At 35.4% G+C, this 23,514-nt stretch carries 34 protein-coding genes; 3 read left to right on the top strand and 31 right to left on the bottom strand.

Annotation, left to right across the window (positions count from 1 at the left end; all coding sequences use genetic code 11):
• Nucleotides 1-152: 152 nt before the first annotated feature.
• The 3 genes from OLM52_RS08180 to OLM52_RS08170 all read right to left on the bottom strand — a co-directional run bounded on the left by OLM52_RS08180 (nt 153) and on the right by OLM52_RS08170 (nt 2,550).
• The gene (locus tag OLM52_RS08180) at nt 153-755 is read right to left on the bottom strand and encodes an alpha-ketoglutarate-dependent dioxygenase AlkB family protein (RefSeq protein ID WP_264548052.1); all 603 of its coding nucleotides are present in this window, start codon (nt 753-755) and stop codon (nt 153-155) included.
• A gap of 49 nt (nt 756-804) precedes the next feature.
• Nucleotides 805-1,530: an aquaporin Z gene (gene aqpZ / locus OLM52_RS08175; RefSeq protein WP_264548051.1), complete on the bottom strand. Its 726-nt coding sequence runs from the start codon at nt 1,528-1,530 to the stop codon at nt 805-807.
• A gap of 114 nt (nt 1,531-1,644) precedes the next feature.
• Entirely contained in the window at nt 1,645-2,550 is a 906-nt protein-coding gene (locus tag OLM52_RS08170) for a DMT family transporter (RefSeq protein WP_264548050.1), read from the bottom strand.
• Between the two features lie 135 nt (nt 2,551-2,685).
• Between OLM52_RS08170 and OLM52_RS08165 the strand changes: the two genes are divergently transcribed.
• Nucleotides 2,686-3,282 (top strand): murein L,D-transpeptidase catalytic domain family protein, encoded by a 597-nt coding sequence (locus OLM52_RS08165; protein ID WP_264548049.1) that lies wholly within the window; start codon nt 2,686-2,688, stop codon nt 3,280-3,282.
• A 4-nt stretch (nt 3,283-3,286) separates the two neighbouring features.
• Here OLM52_RS08165 and OLM52_RS08160 read toward each other — a convergent pair whose 3' ends face one another.
• The 3 genes from OLM52_RS08160 to htpG form a co-directional block, all read right to left on the bottom strand.
• Nucleotides 3,287-3,685, bottom strand: a complete 399-nt coding sequence (locus tag OLM52_RS08160; protein WP_264548048.1) for a DUF2721 domain-containing protein — start codon at nt 3,683-3,685, stop codon at nt 3,287-3,289.
• Between the two features lie 145 nt (nt 3,686-3,830).
• Nucleotides 3,831-4,562 carry a hypothetical protein gene (locus OLM52_RS08155; protein WP_264548047.1) on the bottom strand — a complete coding sequence of 244 codons (732 nt, stop codon included), beginning with the start codon at nt 4,560-4,562 and terminating at the stop codon, nt 3,831-3,833.
• A 104-nt stretch (nt 4,563-4,666) separates the two neighbouring features.
• Entirely contained in the window at nt 4,667-6,550 is a 1,884-nt protein-coding gene (htpG, locus tag OLM52_RS08150; RefSeq protein WP_264548046.1) for a molecular chaperone HtpG, read from the bottom strand.
• A gap of 167 nt (nt 6,551-6,717) precedes the next feature.
• Between htpG and OLM52_RS08145 the strand changes: the two genes are divergently transcribed.
• Nucleotides 6,718-7,185: a lipocalin family protein gene (locus tag OLM52_RS08145; RefSeq protein ID WP_264548045.1), complete on the top strand. Its 468-nt coding sequence runs from the start codon at nt 6,718-6,720 to the stop codon at nt 7,183-7,185.
• Between the two features lie 11 nt (nt 7,186-7,196).
• Nucleotides 7,197-7,895 (top strand): OmpA family protein, encoded by a 699-nt coding sequence (locus tag OLM52_RS08140; protein WP_264548044.1) that lies wholly within the window; start codon nt 7,197-7,199, stop codon nt 7,893-7,895.
• Between the two features lie 135 nt (nt 7,896-8,030).
• Here the strand turns inward: OLM52_RS08140 and OLM52_RS08135 are convergent, their stop codons facing one another.
• From OLM52_RS08135 to OLM52_RS08015, 25 genes are all read right to left on the bottom strand, one after another.
• Nucleotides 8,031-8,699 (bottom strand): formyltransferase family protein, encoded by a 669-nt coding sequence (locus tag OLM52_RS08135; protein ID WP_264548043.1) that lies wholly within the window; start codon nt 8,697-8,699, stop codon nt 8,031-8,033.
• Nucleotides 8,696-9,178, bottom strand: a complete 483-nt coding sequence (locus tag OLM52_RS08130; RefSeq protein ID WP_264550528.1) for a GNAT family N-acetyltransferase — start codon at nt 9,176-9,178, stop codon at nt 8,696-8,698. Before OLM52_RS08130 ends, OLM52_RS08135 begins: the two co-directional genes overlap by 4 nt.
• Nucleotides 9,124-9,819, bottom strand: coding sequence for a hypothetical protein (locus OLM52_RS08125; RefSeq protein WP_264548042.1), 696 nt, complete (start codon nt 9,817-9,819; stop codon nt 9,124-9,126). The genes OLM52_RS08130 and OLM52_RS08125 overlap by 55 nt, the downstream gene beginning before the upstream one ends.
• Complete coding sequence (locus OLM52_RS08120; RefSeq protein ID WP_264548041.1) at nt 9,816-9,944, bottom strand: hypothetical protein; 129 nt, start codon at nt 9,942-9,944, stop codon at nt 9,816-9,818. Before OLM52_RS08120 ends, OLM52_RS08125 begins: the two co-directional genes overlap by 4 nt.
• Before the next feature lie 171 nt (nt 9,945-10,115).
• Complete coding sequence (locus tag OLM52_RS08115; RefSeq protein WP_264548040.1) at nt 10,116-10,457, bottom strand: hypothetical protein; 342 nt, start codon at nt 10,455-10,457, stop codon at nt 10,116-10,118.
• A 3-nt stretch (nt 10,458-10,460) separates the two neighbouring features.
• Nucleotides 10,461-10,910 (bottom strand): hypothetical protein, encoded by a 450-nt coding sequence (locus tag OLM52_RS08110; protein ID WP_264548039.1) that lies wholly within the window; start codon nt 10,908-10,910, stop codon nt 10,461-10,463.
• Nucleotides 10,907-11,743: a hypothetical protein gene (locus OLM52_RS08105; protein ID WP_264548038.1), complete on the bottom strand. Its 837-nt coding sequence runs from the start codon at nt 11,741-11,743 to the stop codon at nt 10,907-10,909. Before OLM52_RS08105 ends, OLM52_RS08110 begins: the two co-directional genes overlap by 4 nt.
• Nucleotides 11,744-11,745: 2 nt before the next feature.
• A complete protein-coding gene (locus tag OLM52_RS08100) occupies nt 11,746-12,231 on the bottom strand; it encodes a hypothetical protein (RefSeq protein WP_264548037.1) in 486 nt (161 codons plus the stop codon).
• Between the two features lie 3 nt (nt 12,232-12,234).
• Entirely contained in the window at nt 12,235-13,035 is an 801-nt protein-coding gene (locus OLM52_RS08095; protein ID WP_264548036.1) for a hypothetical protein, read from the bottom strand.
• A gap of 3 nt (nt 13,036-13,038) precedes the next feature.
• Entirely contained in the window at nt 13,039-13,503 is a 465-nt protein-coding gene (locus OLM52_RS08090; RefSeq protein WP_264548035.1) for a hypothetical protein, read from the bottom strand.
• Nucleotides 13,490-14,341: a hypothetical protein gene (locus OLM52_RS08085; RefSeq protein ID WP_264548034.1), complete on the bottom strand. Its 852-nt coding sequence runs from the start codon at nt 14,339-14,341 to the stop codon at nt 13,490-13,492. Before OLM52_RS08085 ends, OLM52_RS08090 begins: the two co-directional genes overlap by 14 nt.
• Before the next feature lie 3 nt (nt 14,342-14,344).
• On the bottom strand, nt 14,345-14,626 hold the full coding sequence (locus OLM52_RS08080) for a hypothetical protein (RefSeq protein ID WP_264548033.1): 282 nt from the start codon (nt 14,624-14,626) through the stop codon (nt 14,345-14,347).
• A complete protein-coding gene (locus OLM52_RS08075) occupies nt 14,619-14,957 on the bottom strand; it encodes a hypothetical protein (RefSeq protein WP_264548032.1) in 339 nt (112 codons plus the stop codon). Before OLM52_RS08075 ends, OLM52_RS08080 begins: the two co-directional genes overlap by 8 nt.
• Nucleotides 14,958-14,960: 3 nt before the next feature.
• Nucleotides 14,961-15,470: a hypothetical protein gene (locus OLM52_RS08070; protein ID WP_264548031.1), complete on the bottom strand. Its 510-nt coding sequence runs from the start codon at nt 15,468-15,470 to the stop codon at nt 14,961-14,963.
• Nucleotides 15,470-16,441 carry a hypothetical protein gene (locus OLM52_RS08065; RefSeq protein WP_264548030.1) on the bottom strand — a complete coding sequence of 324 codons (972 nt, stop codon included), beginning with the start codon at nt 16,439-16,441 and terminating at the stop codon, nt 15,470-15,472. Before OLM52_RS08065 ends, OLM52_RS08070 begins: the two co-directional genes overlap by 1 nt.
• A gap of 133 nt (nt 16,442-16,574) precedes the next feature.
• Nucleotides 16,575-17,003, bottom strand: a complete 429-nt coding sequence (locus tag OLM52_RS08060; protein ID WP_264548029.1) for a hypothetical protein — start codon at nt 17,001-17,003, stop codon at nt 16,575-16,577.
• Between the two features lie 3 nt (nt 17,004-17,006).
• Nucleotides 17,007-17,675 carry a DUF6046 domain-containing protein gene (locus OLM52_RS08055; protein ID WP_264548028.1) on the bottom strand — a complete coding sequence of 223 codons (669 nt, stop codon included), beginning with the start codon at nt 17,673-17,675 and terminating at the stop codon, nt 17,007-17,009.
• A 1-nt stretch (nt 17,676) separates the two neighbouring features.
• Nucleotides 17,677-19,632 carry a phage tail tape measure protein gene (locus OLM52_RS08050; protein WP_264548027.1) on the bottom strand — a complete coding sequence of 652 codons (1,956 nt, stop codon included), beginning with the start codon at nt 19,630-19,632 and terminating at the stop codon, nt 17,677-17,679.
• Nucleotides 19,633-19,785: 153 nt separating this feature from the next.
• Entirely contained in the window at nt 19,786-20,091 is a 306-nt protein-coding gene (locus tag OLM52_RS08045; protein ID WP_264548026.1) for a hypothetical protein, read from the bottom strand.
• A gap of 47 nt (nt 20,092-20,138) precedes the next feature.
• Nucleotides 20,139-20,552: a hypothetical protein gene (locus tag OLM52_RS08040; protein ID WP_264548025.1), complete on the bottom strand. Its 414-nt coding sequence runs from the start codon at nt 20,550-20,552 to the stop codon at nt 20,139-20,141.
• Nucleotides 20,553-20,556: 4 nt separating this feature from the next.
• The gene (locus tag OLM52_RS08035) at nt 20,557-21,750 is read right to left on the bottom strand and encodes a DUF2586 domain-containing protein (RefSeq protein ID WP_264548024.1); all 1,194 of its coding nucleotides are present in this window, start codon (nt 21,748-21,750) and stop codon (nt 20,557-20,559) included.
• A complete protein-coding gene (locus OLM52_RS08030) occupies nt 21,750-22,220 on the bottom strand; it encodes a hypothetical protein (protein ID WP_264548023.1) in 471 nt (156 codons plus the stop codon). Before OLM52_RS08030 ends, OLM52_RS08035 begins: the two co-directional genes overlap by 1 nt.
• Before the next feature lies 1 nt (nt 22,221).
• Nucleotides 22,222-22,713: a hypothetical protein gene (locus tag OLM52_RS08025; RefSeq protein WP_264548022.1), complete on the bottom strand. Its 492-nt coding sequence runs from the start codon at nt 22,711-22,713 to the stop codon at nt 22,222-22,224.
• A gap of 1 nt (nt 22,714) precedes the next feature.
• Complete coding sequence (locus OLM52_RS08020) at nt 22,715-23,194, bottom strand: N-acetylmuramoyl-L-alanine amidase (RefSeq protein ID WP_264548021.1); 480 nt, start codon at nt 23,192-23,194, stop codon at nt 22,715-22,717.
• Entirely contained in the window at nt 23,194-23,478 is a 285-nt protein-coding gene (locus OLM52_RS08015; RefSeq protein WP_264548020.1) for a hypothetical protein, read from the bottom strand. Before OLM52_RS08015 ends, OLM52_RS08020 begins: the two co-directional genes overlap by 1 nt.
• Nucleotides 23,479-23,514 lie beyond the last annotated feature (36 nt).

Here is a 23,514-nt window from a genome sequence, read left to right as displayed (position 1 = left end):
TTTTCGCGATTTCATCAAATGAATGCTATTTTATCTTTTTTATTGGTTTGTAGTTCAATATTAGTAAAAAAATAAATTCAAAAAATGGGTCAATTGTTTTTTTAGGAATTTTTAAAAATAGAATGATTTAAAACTTGTTTTTTGAAAAATAGTTATAAAATCGTCCGAAATGTTAAATTTATTCTATTATTCTTTGGTTGTGATGCTTTTGGAATTTGGTGTTTGTAATGAATTTGACTGCCTTCTTTCATTAGTAATAAACTTCCGTGGGTTAAATCGAGGGATAATTTTATGTTGTTGTCCGAAATATGTTTCAATTGAAACTTTCGTTCTTCTCCAAAACTTACCGATGCAATTATCGGATTTCTACCTAATTCACGTTCGTTATCGGCATGCCAACCGTTGCTGTCTTTTTCGTTTCTATATAAATTTGCTAAAACGGTTGTGAAGTTTTCATTGCAATTGGCTTCAACTTCATTTTTTATGTGCATAATCGTGCTATTCCAAGGTTTTGGTTGCATTGTTAAACCAGAATAGGAATAGGGTTTTCCTTCATTTCCAAAAAGACAAGTGAGTCTAGGCTGCAAAATTTTTTTTCCAAAAATGGTAATTTCATCATGTTGCCAAGGTGTCTCTAATCGTAGTTTTTCAAACAAGATATCTGCTTCTTCATGGTGGAAGAAATTTGGATAAAATTCAAAAACCGCATCGGGTAATGGCAATATTATTTTTTCTTTGGGAAACAAATTCAGCATAAAAAAAGCGATGTTAAAACACCGCTAATTTAATTCTTTAAAGTCAATTTTATTTGTTGTCTTGTAATAAATTTTTGTAAATATATCCAGCTGCAATGGCACCAGCAATTGGAGCTACCCAAAATAACCATAATTGACTTATTGCTTCGCCTTGCACAAATAAGGCTTGTGAAGTAGAACGTGCGGGATTTACAGAAGTATTTGTGATTGGAATACTAATTAGGTGAATTAATGTTAGTGCTAAACCAATTGCAATCCCAGCAAATTTTCCGTTGGCAAATCTGTCGGTTGCTCCTAGAATGATAATTAAAAAAAACATTGTTAATATGAATTCAGCTAAAAAAGCGGCTTCCATTGAAAATCCAACACCGTTATAATATGTTTTTGTATCAAATGCATTAGATTCATAGAAATTTGATGCAAAAGCACCTGCCGAATCTGCTGCAAAATCTGTTCCACCTCCACCATTTAAAATTAGGTATAAAACTCCTGCTGCAGCTGTAGCGCCTAAAACTTGTGATACAACATAGGGTAAAATTTCTTTTTCAGAAAAACGACCACTTGCCCACAATCCTAAAGTAACTGCGGGATTGAAATGACCACCAGAAATATGACCTACAGCATACGCCATAGTTAAAACGGTTAGTCCAAATGCTAATGAAACTCCTACTAATCCAATTCCAATATTTGGAATTCCAGCAGCAAAAACGGCAGCACCACATCCACCAAATACCAACCAAAAGGTTCCGAAAAATTCAGCTAATAATTTTCTCATCTTTAAAATAGTTTATTTACAATTTCTTGTAATGGTTATTATTTCTAAAGTATGAAAAAAAATTATTGAATTAAATAGTTGAAAATAAACTTATTAACACAAAAAAAGATGTGGTTATTTTTTGTGAAATTGAATATTCATTATTACAATGGCAAAAATTATTAACACAATGCCAATCCATTGAATCAATAAAACACTTTCATTTAATAAGAAAAAAGCCATTAATACCGAAACAGGTAGTTCTAATGAAGAAACAATACTTCCTAATCCAATACCTGTGTGCGGAAAACCGGCATTTAGCAACATTGGTGGAATAATGGTTCCAAAAAGCGCTAAAATAATTCCCCATTTGGTAAAAATTTCGAAATTAAAGGGTGCTGTTTGTGTATATACACTAAAGCCAAAAACAATTACTGCTCCACCTAAAAGCATGTATAAACTTCTTTGTGCCGATGAAATTCCTAGTGCAACTTTGTTTGCAGTAAACATAGTTGTAGTAAATGATGCAGCTGCTAAAATTCCCCAAAAAATTCCGTTAGACCAATTGATGGTTGTGTCATTGAAATCAATTTTAAAAATATTTATCGCTAAGGCAGTTCCAATTAAAACAATAAGTACGGCAATTATTTTTTGGAAAGAAGGCGCTTTTTTATCTAAAAACCATTCTAATAAAACACCCATCCATACCGTTTGCATTAATAATACAATTCCAATAGAAACGGGTATGTATTTTACCGCTAAATAATAAAAAACACTTGTCATTCCTAATGAAGTTCCAGCCAACATTAAGTGCATAATGTTTTTCGAAGTTGCTTTTACAGCAGTGTTTTTATTTTTTGTTCTTTGAAACAGATTAATGATTAAAACGCCAATAATTCCATAGATAAATTGAGAGGAAGTTACTTCAGCAGTTGTAAAATTTTCTTGATACGCTAGTTTTACGAAAGTAGCTAACATTCCATAACTGGTAGCACCTAATGCAACAAGAAAAACGCCTTTAATAATATTGTTGTTTGACATAGCCTAAATTTTTAAGGGGCGCAAATATAACGAATTTGAAATTAGAATTCAGAATTCAGAAATTTAGTATGAATTTAACAATCTTGGTTTAAATAAAAAAAATAAAATGGAGTTATAGTTTTTAAACCCATTTGTATGAAACACTTTTTTCTTGTTATGATTCTTAGTTTTTTATGTTGCAATGATGCCGAAAATAACGTAGAAGCTTCAAAAGACTATTCTAAAATTCACACAGAAGCATTAGCATTTTGTCAGAAAGAAGGGTTTGATGAAAATTATTACTTTTTAGTCGATTTAAGTATTCATTCAGGCAAGAATCGTTTTTTTATTTATGATTTTAAAACAAAAAAAGTAGTGGACAAAAATTTAGTTACTCATGGCAGTTGTGACCAATTTGAAGAAAATCCAACTAAATGGGAAAAAGTAAGGTTTGATAACAGAGTTGATAGCCATTGCTCCATGAAAGGAAAATATAAAATTGGCAACCGCGATTATAGTTCTTGGGGAATCAATGTGAAATATTGGCTATACGGTTTGGAAGAAAGTAATAAAAGTGCGGTCAAAAGAGTTGTGGTTTTACACTCTTGGAATGCTGTGAAAAATAATGAAGTGTATCCAAAATTTGCGCCATTGAGTTGGGGTTGTCCAGCAGTTTCAAATGAATTTATGGAAAAATTAGATACACGTTTGCAAAAATCAGAAAAACCAGTTTTGTTGTGGATTGTAGAATAATAATTTATTCAATGTCTTCTGACAAATCTTTTAAATGAACACGAAGTGCGTTTACCGAAATACTAATTTCCCAAAAAGAAATGCCTAACGAAAGCAATAAACAAAGTAAACTAGCTCCAAAAAAATAAATTCCAAAATTTTCTTGATTGACATAAAGCAATAACATTGCAAAAACCGATAAGAACAAACACATTACTCCAAAAAGTTGCATGTAACGTATTAGCGTTAATCTAAGATTTAGGTTTTTGATTTCCAATAAAATACTTTTGTTATGATTGTCGTCGTAGTTTTTCTTTAAGCTTCGTACAATTTGAGCGATTGTTAAGAAACGGTTGGTATATGCTAATAGGATTAAAGAAGTAGCAGAGAATAATAAAGCGGGTGTTTCTAAAGAAAGTGTCATAATATATTTGGTAAAACGTAAATTTACAAAAAAAAACCTGACTGCATTTGAAACCTGTCAGGATTAAACGCAATAATTCTTTGTTCTATGGTATTAAACTAGGTTTTGACTCTTTTTTTTGACTTTTTAAAAGGTAGTTTTATGGTTAATTTTTAAAAAATTTTCTTCTCTCAATTAGGGTTTCTTTGCCCTCTACAATCCAATATTTTTTTATCCAAAGTCCGTCTTTATTATAGATATATCTGTAGTATTCCTTTTTATAATGTGCTCTTCCTCCAACATAGATGACCGGGAATTCAACCGGATAGTTAAATTCACGATTGACTTCAATTACATTATTAAATTTGTCGTATTTGTAGGTAATGGTTTCAGTTTTAGTTTTTTCAGGATATTCATATATTTTTTCTTCAATGATATTATTTAGAGAATCATATTTATATTCATATTTTACAAAAATTGAATCATCATATGTTATTAAATTTCCTTCAGCGTTATAATCACCTTCTTTTTTTATGATTTCTCTATTGGTATAAATTTCATTTATTTCATTTGTTACTAAATCAATTTCTTTCATAAAAATTGAATCATTTTTGTAACCTTTTTCTTTACTAAATAATTCAATGGTGTGTTGTATGTTGTTTAACGTGTCATATAAGTGGGTACATTTATAAACCAATTGTTTTTTTGCATAGTTATCTTGTTGAGTTATATAACCATTTTTTAGCTTATACTTATAAGTCCAATTATATTTTGATTTGGGATTTATTACAACTTTATAGCCGTTGTATTTCTTTAACTTCTCAAATTCTTTATTTTTTTGTGAATAAGAAAAACTAAAAATTAATAGTAATAATGTTATTTGGAAGTGAAATTTCATTTATTTTGAATTAACTCATCCAAATATAAAAAAATCCTGACAGGTTTCAAAAACCTGTCAGGATTAAATTAGATTCTGAAACAAGTTCAGAATGACAATTTGGATTACTTTAAAGTTTCAAAACTTCGCTTTACAAAAGCCGTTAGTTCTTCGCCTTTTAGTAATCCTTGTGATAGTTTTGCTAAATCTAAGGCTTGTTTTACTAAGTCTTTTTGTGCATCTTCTGTGCTGTTTAAAATCGTAGTTGCTAATTCTGAATTTGTGTTTACTACTAAATTATACATATCTGGAAAATTACCCATACCAAACATTCCACCACCGCCAGATGCACTCATTTCTTTCATTCTTCGCATAAATTCAGGCTGCGTTATCATGAAGGGAGCTGCATTGCTGTCTAAATTTTCCAATTGAACTGTATAGTTTTCTTTCGGAACTACTGTTTCTAAAGTTTCTTTTAGCTTATTTTTTTCTTCATCTGATAACTTAGAAATCGTTTCTTCTTCTTTCTGAATTAATTTATCGATATGATCTGCATCTACACGAGCAAAGGATATATTTTCATTATCAGCTTCTAATTTTTGAATTAAATGTGAAACAATTGGAGAATCTAATAACAACACTTGATAGCCTTTTTCTTTTGCAATATCAATATAACTGTGTTGTGCGTCTTTATTTGAAGCGTATAAAACTACTAGTTTTCCGTTTTTATCGGTTTGATTTGGAGCAATAGCTTCTTTTAATTCGGCTAAAGTGTAATATTTGTTATCTGTAGTTGGATACAATACAAAATCACCAGCTTTATCATAAAATTTTGGTTCCGAAAGCATTCCGTATTCCAACACAATTTTGATGTCGTTCCATTTTTGTTCGAAATCTTCACGGTTTTCGTTGAATAACGATTTTAATTTATCAGCTACTTTACGAGTGATATAGTTTGAAATTTTCTTTACATTTCCATCCGCTTGTAAATACGAACGCGAAACGTTTAACGGAATATCTGGTGAATCAATCACACCTTTCAACATTCCTAAAAATTCAGGAACTATTCCTTCCACATTGTCAGTCACATATACTTGATTTTGGTACAATTGAATTTTATCTTTTTGCAATTGTAAATCAGCGCCCATTTTTGGGAAATATAAAATTCCAGTCAAGTTGAATGGATAATCCACATTTAAGTGTATGTTGAATAACGGCTCTTCAAATTGCATTGGATACAATTCGTGATAGAATTTTTTGTAATCTTCATCCGTTAAATCTACCGGTTGTTTTGTCCAAGCCGGATTTGGATTATTGATGATGTTATCTACTTCAAGGTATTCCGTTTTGTAATCATCGCCTGCATCTTCAGGTTTTGGAAGCGCTTCTTGTTTGGTTCCAAATTTAATCGGAACAGGCATAAATTTATTGTACTTGGTTAACAATTCACGGATTTTAAATTCTTCTAAAAATTCTAAAGAATCTTCAGCAATATGTAAGATGATTTCCGAACCTCTTTCCGTTTTGTCATGAGGTACTAAAGTAAATTCCGGACTTCCATCGCATGTCCAATGCGCTGCAGGTTCGTCTTTATATGATTTAGTAATGATTTCTACCTTTTCAGCCACCATAAAAGCCGAGTAAAAACCTAATCCAAAGTGGCCAATAATTCCTGAATCTTTAGCCGAATCTTTATATTTTTCTAAGAATTCTTCTGCGCCAGAAAAAGCTACTTGATTGATGTATTTTTCTACTTCATCAGCGGTCATTCCTAAACCTTGGTCAATGATGTGTAGTTTTTTGCCTTCTTTGTCGATTTTTACTTCGATTATTGGATTGCCATATTCTACTTTAGCTTCACCAATACTGGTTAAATGTTTTAATTTTAAAGTAGCGTCGGTAGCATTCGATACTAATTCACGAAGAAAAATTTCGTGGTCGCTGTACAAAAACTTTTTAATTAAGGGAAAGATGTTTTCTACTGAAACATTAATTTTTCCTGATGCCATATTTTAAAATTTTTTAGTTAAACAATTGATTTTACTTGTATTTCAAAATGGATACCATTTTTAGTTTTATGACAAATTGTCTGGTGGTCAAATTGGGTTATAATTAACGTTTGCTGGGATTATAAGGGTTACCTTTGTAGATATAATCTTCTGTAAAACAATTTATTATGAAAAGTGTAATTATTTTTGGTTTGTTTTTTTTGATTGTCTCATGCAAAACTAATCCTGTTACAAAATTAGACAATAAGACAGCGGTAGGTTTAAAAGGAAATTGGAAACTCACATCGGTTTCGTATCCAAATTCTTCTTATATCAAGATTAATTCTTTTGGTGTGGCTGATTCTCAGTGTTTTGAGGCGAGTGAGTGGCGTTTTGTTTCCAATAATAATGAAGGAGAAATGGCCTTAAAAAAACCGGGTTGTCCTTCGTTTTCTAGTGAAATTACATGGTATGTAAATCAAGAAGGAAATCTTGTTTTAAAATTTATTGGTGCTGATGCAAAGGCTAAAAGGGTAAAAGAAGGGTACATTTTAAAAGTGGCTAATTTAACAGAAAATTCATTTGAGCTATTAGATAATGTAGAAGTTGCAGGAAAAATCACCACTTTGGTTTATGAATTTAACAGATTAAATTAAAAAAAGAAATTATGAAAAAAAAGTATATCGCATTTAGTATGATTACAATTGTTTTGTTTTCTACTTCATTTGTGGGTTGTGAAGCTATAAAAAACGCAAACAATACCCAAAAAGGAGTTGCTATTGGTACCACCTCAGGTGCAGTAATTGGAGGAATTTTAGGGAACAACTTAGGAAAAGGAGGCAATACGCCTTTAGGTGCTGTTATTGGTGGGGTAGTTGGAGGAACAATTGGCGGTTTGATTGGAAATAAAATGGATAAACAAGCTCGAGAAATTGAAACAGCTTTACCAGGAACTCAAGTACAAAGAGTTGGTGAGGGAATTCATTTAGTATTGGGAGAAAATTCTGTTAATTTTGAATTCAATAAATCGGCTTTAACACTAACCGCTAAGCAAAATTTAGATAAATTGGTGCCCGTTTTTAAAGAATATTCTGATACAGATATAAAAATTTATGGCTACACCGATAGTAAAGGTTCTCAAAGTTATAATTTAAATTTATCTTCAGAAAGAGCGGCTGCTGTTAAATCATATCTATCGGGTAAAGGATTGTCTCCTGCGCGTTTTTCAGTAGTTGGTATGGGAGAAGCAGAACCAATCGAAACAAATGATTCGGAAACGGGTAGAAGTTTAAATAGACGTGTAGAATTTGCTATCGTTGCCAATCAAAAAATGATTGATGACGCAGAAAAAGAAGCTGGAAATTAAAAAAATATTTTTTTTTATATAATCGCAAAAATGAATTGTGCATAAATAAAAAATGAATTGTGCACTTTCAGAGCAAATATATAACATTTAATCAATGTTTAAACACTATTTAAAAAGCCCTTAATAGGGCTTTTATTATTTGCTATCAGATGCATATTGCTCCAACATCAATAAGTCTGGCTTAAATATATCCTTGACGTCAGTGCTTGGCTCAAAGGTGCTAAACTCCTTACGCTGTGGCTTCTTTATAATAACTCCGTTACTTATATCAATCAGCGCCTGTCGAATCAACTTTAATCCTAAGTCCTGAAGCTCATGCTCCCACAACAACTTTGCTGCCTTCTTTGTGTCCATTGCGTACATTTTCGGATCTATGAAGCAAATCTCCTGATATGCAATATCACCTCGATCAATTCCAGCATTTAACCAAAACACTGTTCCGCCTGTAATTGCATCCCGCATTTTGATAGCCCATTCAATAGACGAACGCCCACGATGACGTGGTAACAAACTCGGGTGATAACCTATCCAACCAATATTAGGCTTATATCTTGTGCGTACGCCGATATAATCAAATGAGTGCGCCGTAATACCAATATCTACATTATTGGGCATTGTATCGGCGTTTAATGCGCCCGCAGGCACAACTGGAATATTAAACTTTCTTGCGGTTTTACCGATGTACTTATCATCGAGCGGAGCGCAAACTCCTACAATTTCGATAAAGTCAAGGCTTTGGCACAAGCTAAACACTTGCTCTCCAAAATACTTTTGACCACTTATAAAAACTCTTAATTTTTTCATTTTCCTATATATTTAAAACTTTGAATAGCTCTAAAATGTCCGCCATATCCACAGCCTGTAATAGTTCCCTTTTTCCCAGTCTTAACGATACTAGCGTTGCTTCTTGTTTTATTAGAGCCATATAGCATTGCGCCTGTTTGTATCCAAACTTTTGCACTTCTTAAATAAGATGCTAATTGCGGGTGGCTAGTGTGAAAGAACGTCGGGAACTTATGCCCGCATCTGCCGTTACCTTCTAAATGGTATTGCATAACCTCATTTAAAAATGCGGTTCCAACTCCAGCACCTTGCCACTCGGGCATAACAACTAAACGAGTTGCCCTGTAAGCCTTAGCCGTAAACAAAGGACAAACAGCAACGTGTGCCACAAGTTCCCCGTTTACAACTCCAACAAAGTATTCGGCTGCAGGCGGATGTGGTAGGTCTAAATAGTAATGCTCTTTAAAATACTTCCAGTAAGTTCCGTTGACCTTCCAAATGTCGATTTTAATCTCTGGTCGGTTGCCGAGTTCAATTTTTTTTTTAATACTTTGGTATTTACATCATATACCCAGTCTGGTTGTAACCATTCGATAATATCATAGTGGCAAGATAATAGCACTACTTTTTTTCCTTTATTTCGCCTCCAGTTCTTTGCAAAGGCTAGCGCACCAATTTTGGCAATTTGTCTGTCCACTACACTGGTAAACTCATCAACAACAACCTCGTCGGGTGCTTCAGTAACTAACCGAGCTAAACCCGCTCTAAATTGTTGACCATTTGATAATGCGTGAAAAGGTCGCAACCAACTTGGAACATCTCCAAGACCTACAGCCGCCAAGGCTCCTGTAGCTGTGTTGAAATCTCCATCAGGCAAAATACAGTCTACAATTGGTTTGTCATGTTCCCAACCCGCATAAAGATTGCAAATTTTATCCTCTCCAAAGAATTGCTTACCAATGGAAGTCTTACCAGAACCACTCGCCCCAACAATTAAACCAATGCCCCAATCCATGTCGTCAATTTCAATATTAAAATCTTGTGTAAATTGTGAGCCGTCCTCTGCATTAAATAAAGATTTTACCCTTTGAGCTCTATAGCTTTCAAAGTCTTTAGTTTTGTTCTCAATTTTTACTATCATGTTGTTACTACTTTAAGTTTTAAACCTTTAGCCTTTAGCTCCTCGAACATCTTAATTTGCTCCTCTTCCGTTTCACAAATAACAATAACACCGTACTGCTGTTTGTAGTTAAATTGTTTTGCCATATTTATAATTTTAGATTACTTTTGTTGCTCTCAGGGATTTATATAACGCACAAAAGCCAACCAGAAGACTTTTGTCCTCCGATCGGCTTTGGTGTCGTAATTTTAAATAAATCCCTGAGAAAGATTTTTAAATGTCGGAGGACTTTTTTTTACTTCATTCCTCCCTGAAGTTTAAACGTTTTCGTTTATTGATTTTTCACAATGGTCTTTTTCTATTTTGTCCAGTACAAAACAGATTCCTATTCCAAACCAGCTAAGCGTTTTATCTCTTTGGTTTTTACCTAATGCGCTACTAATAGTTTCATTGACGTTGCCAAACTTATAACCATTTTTTAACCGCATTGATGCGTTTAAGAACGTTCTAAAATTGCGGTTGCCAAACTTATCAATATCAATTGCCGTTTCAGTAAAATAACCATTACTTAAACCGTGTTTAAACGATACAATTACCCAGTTAATTGGGGTAATTAAAATCCATAGGATTGTTGCGATGATGTAGAGTAAAATTCCCATAACTTATAAATTGCCATTAATAAAAATTTCGTCAACTTGCTGTTGAGTTAAACCTTCCATTGTTGCTACAAAGTTTAATTCTCCATTTGTTCGTTCAAAACTTGTGGCTGTTTTATACTTAATTTTAGCTTTTTCTTTATCAGTGATTGAAAACATAAATTCTGGTATGGAATCAATATCTTCAAATATATCCTCGTCAGTAATCCCCATATCAAACAATTGAAGCTTTAAGCGCATTGCTGATATTGTTTGTGGAACTATTGGATTGTTTGCTTCTGCTATTTCTTCGGGTGTTGCACCTTCTACAAAAGCAGTTCCATTCCAAATTGGACTTAAAAAACTTCCATTGTACAAAATTGGGCAAACTTCATACCCTTTCGAAGTATAAAAATCTATTAAGTCCTCTCTATCCGATGTAAAAATCGGCTTACTATTTTCTAAAAATTGTATCATATCTCTTCAAATTCTAAGTAAAAATCACTAATTAAAGCACCAGCCGTCAAAGCCTGCAAACCTCTCATTATTGGCGTAATTACGTCCCCGGCTTGTAAAGTCAAATTGTTATTTGTAAAACAACTTGAAGGATAAACATAGTTAGTAGGCATGTTAAATCCTGTGCTATCAAACTCACCCTGTAAAACTGGATTGTTCAAAGTTGTTGTCCCATTAGGTGTGTGTGTATGAAATCTTAATCTAAAATTAGCGGGACTAACTGCTGAAAAAGGAGATACTCCGTTTCTAATATGAAAATATTTTATCTTGCAATTATAAGGTATAACACGTGCTGGAGATTGAGGGCTTGGTAATCCACCAGTACCAACTGGAGTCTGAAATATAGTTCCATTTGTTCCGCCTAATAATCCGAAAGTACTTGCACTTGTTGCATTTAAACCTGACCAGTTACCATTACCTGAATTCCCATCAAAATATAAAACCCCCGTCCAAGCAACCATCCATGTTCTTTTACCAACACCAATCTGAACATAAGCAGAACCACTCCAGCGATAAGTCTTATTCGTATCTAAAGCCAAATAAATTTTACCCGTTTCGCCTGTAACTGGAAATGAAGCTAAATCAGTAAACTCTAAAACATCGTCTACATAAGAAGGTAATTGTTCTGCAGGAACTTTACCCCCCACTAAATCCGCTTTACTTGCTTCTAGCTCGTCGCTTTTTTGCACTATTTGGTTAAACTCCTCGGCAAACAAATAATTTTCTGTTGGTTTACCAGAAACCGCTGCTAACTTATCTGGGCTATCTACTTTTGTTTCTATTCCTAGTGGCATAATTATACAAGTGGTTTTGAAAGTTCTCTTAATTGTGAAAAGTACGCATCCATAAAGGCATCAATATTTTCAACAGGCAATGTATACAATGCGCCCGCAGTCGTCATACACTTCACTCCAACAGTGCCTCTAGCTCTGTCAAATGCTTGATAGAAAATACGCGAACGTTCATCCATTGGAAATGTTTGAGTGTCGTAGGTAAAACTCCCTTCATTTACCTGATTAATAATTAATTTATTGTTGCGCAAAAATTCGGACTGAATCCACTGCGATTCAAATGCAGTCATTTCTGCGGGAGTTCTAGACACCAAAGCGCCCTCAACAATTTTTAAAGGGCATACGCCAAATTCTGTAGAAGGAACGTCCTCCTCGTCTAAAACTAATGGATGCTCAAAATATTCGCTTTCTGGATTCTCATACGCACCATCTGGAATAGACGACCATACAATGAATGGCTTTTCTGGGAGGCTTATTGCTATATATTTCATAATCTATGGATTTGGAATAATAAAATAACTAAAGGTTAATTGTTGATTGTGATTTTCGTACTCATCAAAAGAAATTTTGAAAGAGGTTGCGGTTTGCTGACCAATAACATAGGTAACATCGTTATCTAGTCCTAAATTAGAGTTACTACCGTTTAATACACCTAGAACAGAGTATTGAGTGGTTCCAACATCAGGAAAAGAAATAGGAATTTCAGTACCAGAACCAATATTGCCAATTATAACTCTACCTCTCCACAAATATGTCATTAAATCGCCCGTTGGTTTTCCAACCAAAAAGGCATCAGATAATGGATTGGTTTCATTCCAGTTGGTTTGAACGTTAACCTCTGCGCCAGAAGCTATGCTATTCAGTTTTGCCAATAGTACAGCCGTGAAATTATTGTCGGTGTGAACATAATTAGCGTCTTGAACAAAATAAAATCTTGTAAAGTTTTGTAGCTCGGTTCCCGCCGCATTAACAACCGCTATCGTTTCAATAAAAACGGGCGGGTTTGTTCCATTTTCAAATGGAGCGGTTACTGTATTAGTTTGCTTTTGTATTTTAGTTGTTGCAGTTCCTACAGCTCCAGCAAAAGGGCAAAGCTCTCCATCAATATACATGATACCAGGAGTAATATTTGCACCCGATATAGTACACCCAGAAATAATAAAATTTCCTGTATCGGCACAGCCTAAATGCTTAACAAATGCCTCTAAAACTAATAAAGTTCCTGACTGCATTCTCTTTAGTACGGGTTGCTCTAATGGGAAACCACCCGTGTAATCAAAATTTATTGTTTTCATACGTTAATACGTTTCTATTAAATATCTTTTTCCCGCCAATTTGTAAAAATCAATTAATGCTCTCAATCTTGCCTCATTAAATGATATTGAAACTGGTATTTTCACAATAAAATGATATTGATCTAAAGCAATTTCTCTATCCAAGTAAACCAAGCCTAAATAAACAGGGTTTGTTTCTTCAGGTTGATAAATATAATTTTTGACCGCTTGTGGCGCATCTTCAATATAAATCTGCCTTGTGGCAATATGGCTATTTGGGTTATACGTTGAAATTGCAAAATATTCATTCAATACCTTTTCCAAATAAATAACGGTGCTATCATGTTGCATTTGGTAAAGTGTCGTATCAGCTAATGTTTGCAATGGTTTAGCAAAAACGCCTAAGAAAGCCTCAAACCTTTCGCCCCTAAAAAATGTGGGTGATAGGTCTAAAAATTGCTGTTTAAAATTGGTGCTAATCCAAAACATAAGGCAAATAGTTAATTGTTAAATCTGCTGGTTCAATTTTAAAGTAACCCGCTTCTGGAACTTTCCACTCACCAATGGTCTCAAATGGGAAAGTAGCATACTGCCATTCTAAACCTTGAATAAGAGGAAGTTTAACTCCTGAGGCTTTTTGAATTTCATTCTTTAAAAACTCTTTTACTAATGCCCCATTAAATTCAAGATTTGACAAATAGTTATCAATTGCTTCCTTAACTGGATAAACAACATCGTCAGTATTTAGAAGTTGTCCTGTAGATAAATCAATTATTGAAACATCAACATAAACATCCAATGTTAGTTTCAATTTATCTGCCTCTTGGTTGATAATTCTAATGCGATTTCCCGCATCTTTAATCAACTGCAGATAATTTGTAAATCGAACTAACTGCGGTGCGCTTAATGGCTCAATATTTCCTGCGTTATCTGTGGCAACTTTAACCACTAGCTCTCCATTTGACGACTCCAAAACGGCAACTCTATCAATTATTTTTCTTTCCTCTGCATCCAGAACCGAAGTTAAGTCATATTGAAATTGTCCGTCTAACCAAACCAACTCCAAACCATCGTGAAAGTTTTTACATTTTTCTAAGTACCAGGACAAATTGTGCGGTCGAGAGTTAAGGGCATTTGTAGCCACAATTTGCTCATGCTCATAAATGGCTAAAGAAATATTATCAAACCAAACATTTTCAACAGAAACCAAAGAGAACTGCTCCTCAAATGTTTGACCACTTACTAAACCATACAAAGCAATAATTAAGGGGTTAGACATAAATGTATCTGTCAACTCTTTTTTAATCGTTTTTCTATCTCTTGCCATAATTTAAAAACTAAAAGGAAACTCTCCTGGTATCAAATAATTTTCAGTTGCCTCCACAATTATATTTTCTTTTAATGTTGCGGGTCTATTTACCTCAGTAAAAAAATCAACGACTTCAAAGTCGGTAACTTCGCTTACTTTTAAAACCTCTCCAACTTGTAACCTTTCGGTTGTTGATGTCTTTTTATTTAATAATAACATAGCGAAGGCGTTTTCAATATCGCCCGTACATTCGACCACTTTGTTATAAAATGATTGTCCGCTGTATGTTACTTCCTTACTCATAATTAGCCTCTATCTGTAAAGGTTTATTCTCTGATAATTCAACTCTTTTAACTACTAATCCATCCTTTGCAAAATGTTCACGAATGCGGTGTCGGAATCTTAAATAATCGTTATCCAATATCAGCTCGTCAATGGCTACCCCAATTTTAGGATTAAAAGGAAACTCTCCTGGATTAGCAATTAAGATAACCGCCTGATTTTGGGCAAGCGTTCTACCAACAGCCAAACCACTTATTATTTTATCGTCAACACCTTTAACAATTACAACTTTTAAATCGATGTTCTCAACTGCATTTGTGCTATCCTTTAATTGAATCCCTATATCTTTCATCGTTTAAACGTTATTTAAAATCAAATTAAACTTAGATTTAATGACATTTAGTTGTGCTATAACTGTTGGCTGTAAAGCTCCAGTTGTCATATCTGAATTAATCGTTTGCATTCCAGAAATTGCGTCAATAAAATCATTAATCAATTGCCCAAAGTTTGCACCCGATTTCTTCAAAGTAACTTTACCCGTTGTTCCGTCAATTACAAATTCAAAATCTGCCTTAGAATAATGTATTGATTCTACTGCGTCAACTTTCACAATAAACAAGCCGTCAAGCTTTCCAGTTTGGCTCATTGCAATTACTTCGCTACCTACTTTTGGTTTAATAACCATCATATCGGCGTCATCGCTTATCGTGGCACAAAGGCGAACATCCGTCAGAACCAACTCGCTAGCTAACTTAATAGAGCAAGTGCTTCCATTAACTGAAACCACGGTTGCAGTAATAGCCAAATTGGGATTGATTCCCAAAGCTTCACGCAATGCCTTTTTTATTTCTGCCGATGTATCCATTATACGCTTACTTTAATTCCAAGTTTAACCGTTCGTTTTCCTCCGCTTTCACTAACTGAAGTATTAACCCCAACTACATAATATTTGCCGTCCTTTTCAGGATAATCCTCGTCTTTTATTTTTGCTGTGTATGTAGGTTGCACAAATGGAATTAACCACGTATCGATTGCTCCCTCGTACATATCAGCACTTCTACGGATAAGCTCCGCATCGGCTATCTTTTTTAAATCGACTTTAGAAACAGAGCCAACCTTTAAAGTTACTTTGTCGCCTCCAGTTGTTCCAGCCGTATAGCTTTCAATCTTGCCCGCTACGTTTGTACTTTCAACGGTTACTTCAACCTTTCTATCAAGTGCCTTTTTGAATTCCAAAGAGCTTTTCTCTACATTTCTTTGCATCGAATAAATTACCTCTCCGCCTTTTTCTAAATAGGGAGCGTGTATGTGCAATTCCTTTTTTTCAGTATTGAAATAAATATTAGCTTTTGTTTCCTCAGCTAATTTTTTCAAAACATCAAAAGCGGTTGCCTGATGGATGACAAACTTTTCGTATGAAATATCATAATCGCAAACCAACTTAAAAGAAGGATCTATTTGTTTGACTAAATAGTCTGCAATTTTGGAAACATTTGTATTCTTCAGCTCCACATCTTTAACCGCCTTTCTAAAAATGAAGAGCGCATCTTCGCACATAATTTTTAAAGAGCTGTCGTTTGAAGCAACATCAAGAACATAGCCTACAAATTCAGCTTGTAGCGTTTTATCGTAGCCCGCTTTTATTACAACCTCCGAACCTCGTGCGACTTCATTTCCAATATTTAACACTTGATTCATAACCGCCTCTGGAAGTGTAATAACTGCCGTATCGGCTAAATTGTCAACGCTGCATTCAATATCAATAGAAGACACAGTTTGGAGCGAGTAAATCGTTCCATTAGTTTTAAATTTTATGTCCCAAATGATGTTGTACATTGTTTTCTAATTTGTGGGTTGCGTGGAATCGAACCACATCTTTTGAATTACTTCAAACGCATTATCCCAGTAATGCTATCACCCGTTTAAAAAAGCCATCCATTTAACACGAATGGCTTTGATTTATTTTTATCTAATAATACCGTTTTATTAAGAACGTGGGCGAGTTGTCAAATGGATTATCACGTATTCGATGTTCCGGCACAACCTTATTCAATTTGTTCTTATAATTGTAATTATCAATGAGCTTTTCTTTATATGGAATGTCTTTATTTCGCTCCTGATAATTCCTCCAACCTACGTCTGAAATGACGGCTACAATGTTTGGGTTAAAGACTTTTTTCGTGACAAAATTTGTACTTTCCGTACTTGCATAATTCTCAGTAATTAAAACCGAGCTTTCAAATGATACAACACTTACAAACTCAGGAGCAACCACTTTAAAAGCCGTTACAACATGTTTGTCTTTTGAATTTTGCTTCAGGTCGGTAGTTGTAGAACCGAATCCCGTGCTGAATGTCACCAACATTAACAGCATCAAAAGCGAACGAACGAATCGCATAATTTAAAATTCTTCTTTTATCAATAAATTGTAGGCAAAGTCACTTGTTAGTTTAAGGTCATAAGCCTGTACGTTTTCTCCTTTTGTAAATGGGAAGCTATAATCTTCCACAACTACTTTTGTTATTCCTAAAATCTCCAAAGGGTGGCAGTAAATAAAGAACTCTTTTGAATGCTTCAGGAACTCAAATAACCGTTCCATTTGTTCTCTTGGAAATGTATCCTCAGGTAAACCTTTTAACATACTTCCCATTAACACTCCTGTAACTTGTATGTCAAAGTCCTTTCTGCTCCAACGCTCTTTTATAGTTCCAATTAGCTTTTCTCCTTGTTTGGCTACGTTGCGTTTAATGATATTATTCCCTGATGAAATGTTAATCATTGGCTCAAACGGAAATAACCATTTTTGCCCGCCTTCAGTAAAGCTAAACGACATAGGAAAGAACTGCGAACCTTCAGGAGTACTATCATTAGTTTGCCAATTATTTTCAAAACTAAAATCCGACGCCTTTTCAATTTGGGTTTCATTTTTTAGGGGCAAAAAAGGTATTGGAGGCAATACACGCTTTGACAACTCATTTTGTAATAAGTTCGAGCGTTGAATAAGTGCAACCGCTTGGCTACCCATTAAACTTGCAAATAATATGTCTCTACTATCTAATACGTTTCCCATTTTATCCTGTGGCTGTTCCTGCCATTGCTATAACTCTTAATAATTCGTCTGCCACTTCGGTTCCCGCTTTTGTTGCCGCATCTTTCCCACTAACAACAACATCTTTTAAACCGTTTAACTCTTTGATGGTTATTGTAATATAATTGTGTTTTGTGCCTCCAGTTGCAACTGCCTGATTAGATTTTTTGACCGACTCATCGTCTTTAGTTCCTCCAGTTCCTCCGCCTTCCGTCTCCTTAACTCCTGGTACTTTTGGCTCTTTTATAACCGCTTTATCTGCGGCTTCTTTACCTTTAGTTACTTTTTCTCCTTGTGTTACCAAGTTGTTAGCCGTTCTGAAAGCCTTGATTTTGTCAAGTCCTTTTTGTGCGAGACCTGTTGGATCTACTTTTGCAACAACCTCTAAAATTTGTTGCAATGGTTTCATTACTGCATCTAATAACACAAGTCCAATACGTTTAAGACCTCCAACAATTCCATCCGATTTAAAGGCGTTTACGATAGAGTCCCAATGGTCTTTTACGCTCATGATAATATTTATCAATATTCCGAAAGGACCTAGTAAGAAAAGAACCGCAGACCCCCACTGGTCATAATGTTTAATTGCGGAATAAACTAAAGCCACAAGAGCTCCAATTGCTACCACTAAAAGTCCAATTGGATTAGCGGTCATAATTGTATTTAAAACCATTTGAGCACCCGACCATATAGAAGTTGCGGTTGTTGTTATTCCAGACCATAACGCTTGCATCTTTGTTGCACTGGTTAAAGTTGAAAGCACAGTTCCCGCACCCGATAAAATAGGCATAAGGTTACCAACATCTCTGGCAACGTTTCCAATTTCTGAAGCGTAACCAATTAAACCATTTGTGCCGTTAAACAACGATATTTTAAAGTCATCAACTTGCGCCTTTAATCGCTTATTCTTTTCTAATGGGCTTTCCATTATAATTGCAGCCTGTTCGTATGCAGTATTAGTTCCGCTAACTGCCTCAGTTAATCGGTTTGCCTCATCGGTATTGGAAATCATAGCTATTGCGGCATTACTGTTTTCTTTGCCGAAAAGTTTAGTTACCAACGCCTGGTCGTTCATAATACCCTTTAAAGGTTTCAATCTGTCCGAAAGCGAAAGCGAGCTATCCGTTAATGTATCGATGTTTACTCCTGCAGCTGCTAACTCGGCTTTGGTGTCTTTTGGCAAAAATCTACCTTGTGCCAAAGTTGCCATTACGTTACGCAATGCAACTCCGCCTTCAGCTCCTTTTTTTCCGTTTTTGTCTAGTACCTGAATAAATGCGTTTGTTTCTTCAAAAGATACTCCCGCCGTTTTAGCCGCTAATCCTGATTGCTCCAATGCCTGTGCAATTTGTGGAAGTTCCGCAGAGCCCTCTTTGGCTGAGGCTGCCATTACGTTATTCATTCGTGCCATTTCTTTAGATGCCTTAATTGGGTCTTCTAAAGAAACCTGATACTGATTCATTGCCGTTGTAAGAACGTTGGTTGCCGCAACAGTATCCCCGCCCATAAGTTTAGATGTAATCGATACCTCTTTACCCATCGACTGCAAAGCTTTTGGCATTTTTGCGATTTCAGGAGATAATTGCGACAGGATTAACTTATATGATTCTGCCGATGCCGATGCCTCACCCCCAAAGGTTTTGGCGTTTTGGCGGGCATAGCCTTCAATTTCTTTTAGCTTATCGCCAGCGACTCCAGTAATGGCTTGAAGGTCATACATATTTGTACTCAACTTCATACCAGGATCGTTTAAACTGTTTAAACCATCTGCAGCCGAATTAATGTTTTGGATCATAGCGTTAAGACTAACGCTGTTTAATTTTCTTTGAATATTATCTACACCAGTGTTTACTCCAGTAGCAAACTTATTGAATGAGGTATACACCTTATCAAAGTTGCTATTCATTTGAATAATATAACTTAGTGCTTGGCTACTCATTTTATTTGTTTTCTGATTTTCTTATGTAGATTAATTCATTGTAATAACTTGCCCACTCTTGGTCTGTTAAGTCATCAGGATTGAGATGAAAATAATATCTCAATTGGGCGTTTGCTATCCGAATCCATTCGTTTTCGTCAACTTCTGACGACTCTAAAGCTTTTTTAGCTGAGCCTTTTTGAAAGCTAAAACCTCCTCTAGTTGTGTGGAAACGGCTAAAAACAAACTATCATTTGTTTTTATTTCCTCGTCTCCCGCAAGCCAACAAACATTTAAGATATGTTCGTTAAACTTCATAGGGTCTTGGGCGCCAACTTTAGAGCCATAACTTAATTCGGTTCTGGTTGGCTTTCTCAGATAACAAACTTTGTTGTCTTCTGGAATTTCAATTTGGTAAACGTCTAGGTGTTGTTCCTTCCACGCCTTAATTTGTTCTGGGGTTGCAATGTTTGATTTCATTTGTGTTTGTTTTTTATAAAAAGCCCGCCCGAAAGCGGGCTTTTAATTTATGCTTGATTTTTTACTGATAAGGCAACGAATGGAAGTGTGATTTCCATAAACTTATCGCCTTGCTTGAATTCTTTAGCGGCTTCTGTGAAGCTAATACCAATTACTCTATCGGTAATAAGTGGGTCTCCAACTGCTGGGTTTCCATAAGCAAAAACGCCATCTAAAGAAAGTCCTAGAATAGAGCCGTTACCCGCTGTAACTAAAGCCTCGTACTCCGATTGTAGTAAAGTGATTTCTCCCTCAACCGCAATGTTTCCAGTTTGAATGCTGTGGGCAAATCTTCCTTTAGCAAACAAAGCCTCCTTTTCTGCCTTTTCAGAGTATTTGATGCCACGAATTCCCGTTACATCTCTACCTCCTAGAACAAGCGTTAAATCCGCCCATTCGTATTGTCTTGAATTAAATGCCATATTCTTATGCCGTTATATTAAACCCAATTGAAAACTCTATAAATCTTCCGTAGCCGTGAGGTCTTACTCTGATTTTTCCTTTGATTTTTGAATCTGTTGCGATAACGTTTGTAGTATCAATCAACACTTCAACTCCTGTATCATTTGCAATAGTAGTGTCTGCCGAGATTTCTCCTTTTGCAGTCATTTCCTGTACAATTACTCTTTCTACTTCAGCCTCCAATGCCTTAGCATACGTGGCTTGCATTTTGCCCTCTCCAGTTAATGGAACCGTGTCCAGGATAAAGTTTGATAGTGTAGCGTTTGCCAACACATAGGCTTTATCAATTACACGTCTACGAGTTAAAAAATGATAGTCATCTTCAACTGTACAAGCCAAATGATCATCTACAAAATAGTAACCCGACTTTCCAACGTGAGTACAAGGTGTAATGAAACCTTTGTCGTAAAGAGCGTCGATGTTTACCTGTTCAACTGGTGTGTCAAGAACATAGAAGTTAAGCGGTTTCAATGCTCCGTCTTTAACTCTTCCCACATTTACGTGCACTTGGTTTTTTGCAATTCTACCCGCAAGAACTCCAACCGCCGCACCTTTAGAAGCCGTTGCTCCCGTACGAGTTTCTGTATCTCCAATCAAAACCGCAACACGGTTGTAAGTGGTTGCCGAAAAGCCTACTAAATCTGCAGGAACTCCTGTATAGTTGTAAGCCTCAATAATGTAAACAACTGGTTGTGTTTTTTCTGTCGTGTACTCATCAGCAATTGCTTGAGCCGCCGCTAATGTTGCAGGAAAACCAGTGCGTAAACCCGCTGTTGTATCTGTATCGGCTACAGATGGAGCGTATTTAAGCGTTACAAATCTGATGCGTCTATTAGATGCTAATAGAACCGCTTCCGAGTCAGCCACTAACTGATCTAATGTTTGTGTTTTTGCAACACCATAAATCCAAAGCTCCGTTCCAGTTCCCGCTTCAGCGTAAAACTCTTTAATGGTTTTATGTAGTTCATAGTTTGCGGCAACCGTTGGGATAATTCCTAACGTTTCCGCCTCGTCTAATGAATACACCGTGTATGGTGTTTCTAAAGCAAACGAGCCATTGGCAGCGGCACTTCCTACGATAGCACAAACTCCGTCAGGGCTTGTGGCTACAACTCCAAGATTGCCGTTTTCAAATCCTATTGATACTCCTGGTCTCATTACTCTTTTTCTGTATTAGTTCCTTCTACTTTTGCCGCATTGTCACCCGCAGTAATTTCCTCTTTTGGAGCGTCAACTGCTGGAGCTTCACCTTCTGGAGCTTTACCTTCCATAGTTACGACTTTAGCATCCTCGTCTTTTTTGATTAAATCATTGATAGCCGCTAAAAGCTCTGGTTTAGCAGACTTTTCTTTTAACTCTACTTTATAATTCAATTTTGCAAACTGAACTAATTCTGCTTTTGTCATGTCCTCCAATGCTGGAGCATCGCCAGAACCTCCGTCAAGTTTTTCCTCATCAACAACTTCAATGTCGACTAAGAACGTAGGATTCATTACTAATTCAACCGTTTTGTCTTCTAATGTTTTGGCGTGCATTTTTGCATCGTTATCATTATAAAAACACTGTCCATCAGAGGTCATGTGAACCTCTTTTAAGTTTGGATTACTTTTAAAAATCTCTGTTTTCATACTATAAAAATTTTGGTTTTATACCTTTCCAAATCAGACTAACCGAAACGTATATCAGTAAAATCCAAAAAAGGCGAATTTTTGTTTGTTGCCACCAAGTGAGCTTATTTGTAATTACTGGAATTTCTTTACTCACAAATATCTTTTCGGTCTCGTGTGTTGACTTCCATTGTGCAAATAGCTCCTGTGCTCTTGCCTCACAATCGACTCGTAATTTGTTGTTATCAATCCGAACCTTTGGGCTTTTTAAAGTGCGCCCTGGTTCGGCGTTGATAACTTCTTTTACCACGACCTTTCCGTTTTGACAATCTAGTAATGCCTGATAAGTCGAGCTATCGGCTTCTATTTTGAAAATTGTATCGTGAACGGTTTCGGTGATGGTTTTCTCTGTTGCTGTGTTATTCTGCACCACAGCTGATTTAGTGCTTCCGCAGGAAATCAGCAAAATGGTGAGAACAAAAAACAAACAACCTTTGCTAATTATGTTTTTCATTTTACTTCAGTAAATGTTTATACTCTGGTATGACATCAAAAGAAGGGCACTCTTTAATTCTTTCCCAACTTTCAATAATGCCGTTACCGTTTTTGTCTGGAGACACATCTCGGTGTCCTCTAATTCTTAATTGTGATTTAGAACCTCCGTTAATCTCAACCCATTTAATCGCTGTTTTAATAGCGTTTAAAAGAGCTTCTTTTTGTTTTGGCGTTCTTGAATCTAATGCCTTGGTTACGTTTGTTTTTTCAACACCTCCTATATATGAAATATTGATTGCGTTTGTATTGAAACCTTTTACGCCGTTAGAATACTTAGTAAATGGTTGTAATTGGTGTACTTTCCCGTCTAAGTCAATAATCAAATGATAACCAGGAGAATTCCATCCTAAAGACTTCCAAAACTTTTGAATCGATTCAATAGAACCATATCCAGCAGAGCAGTGAATAAATATGTCTTTAATGTCTTTTCCTGTTCTCATTAGACTTTTCCGTTTAATTGTTTAAATTTTTTCAACTCATCGGTTAGATGTTCAATTTCACTAAGTAGCATTTGTATTTTTGCGTCCTGATTATTAATCGTTGTAATGGCGTTTTCTAAACGTTTCATTGCGTCGTCTAATAAACTTTTGTAAAACTCGGCGGCTTTTACTTCAGCATCAATCTCCGCCATTTTTGCCTCTGCGTTTGTTTTTCTTCTTGCAAAAAACCAAGTAACCAGTGCGGTTACAATTGTTCCTATAAATGGTAAAATATATTCTAACACGTGTGATAAGTTTTAAAGAAAACTGCCGCCTAAAGA

It is taken from the genome of Flavobacterium sp. N2820 (assembly GCF_025947285.1).
GTDB lineage: Bacteria > Bacteroidota > Bacteroidia > Flavobacteriales > Flavobacteriaceae > Flavobacterium.
Note: the sequence above shows the minus strand (reverse complement) of the source record. Positions and strands in the feature narration are given on the sequence as shown.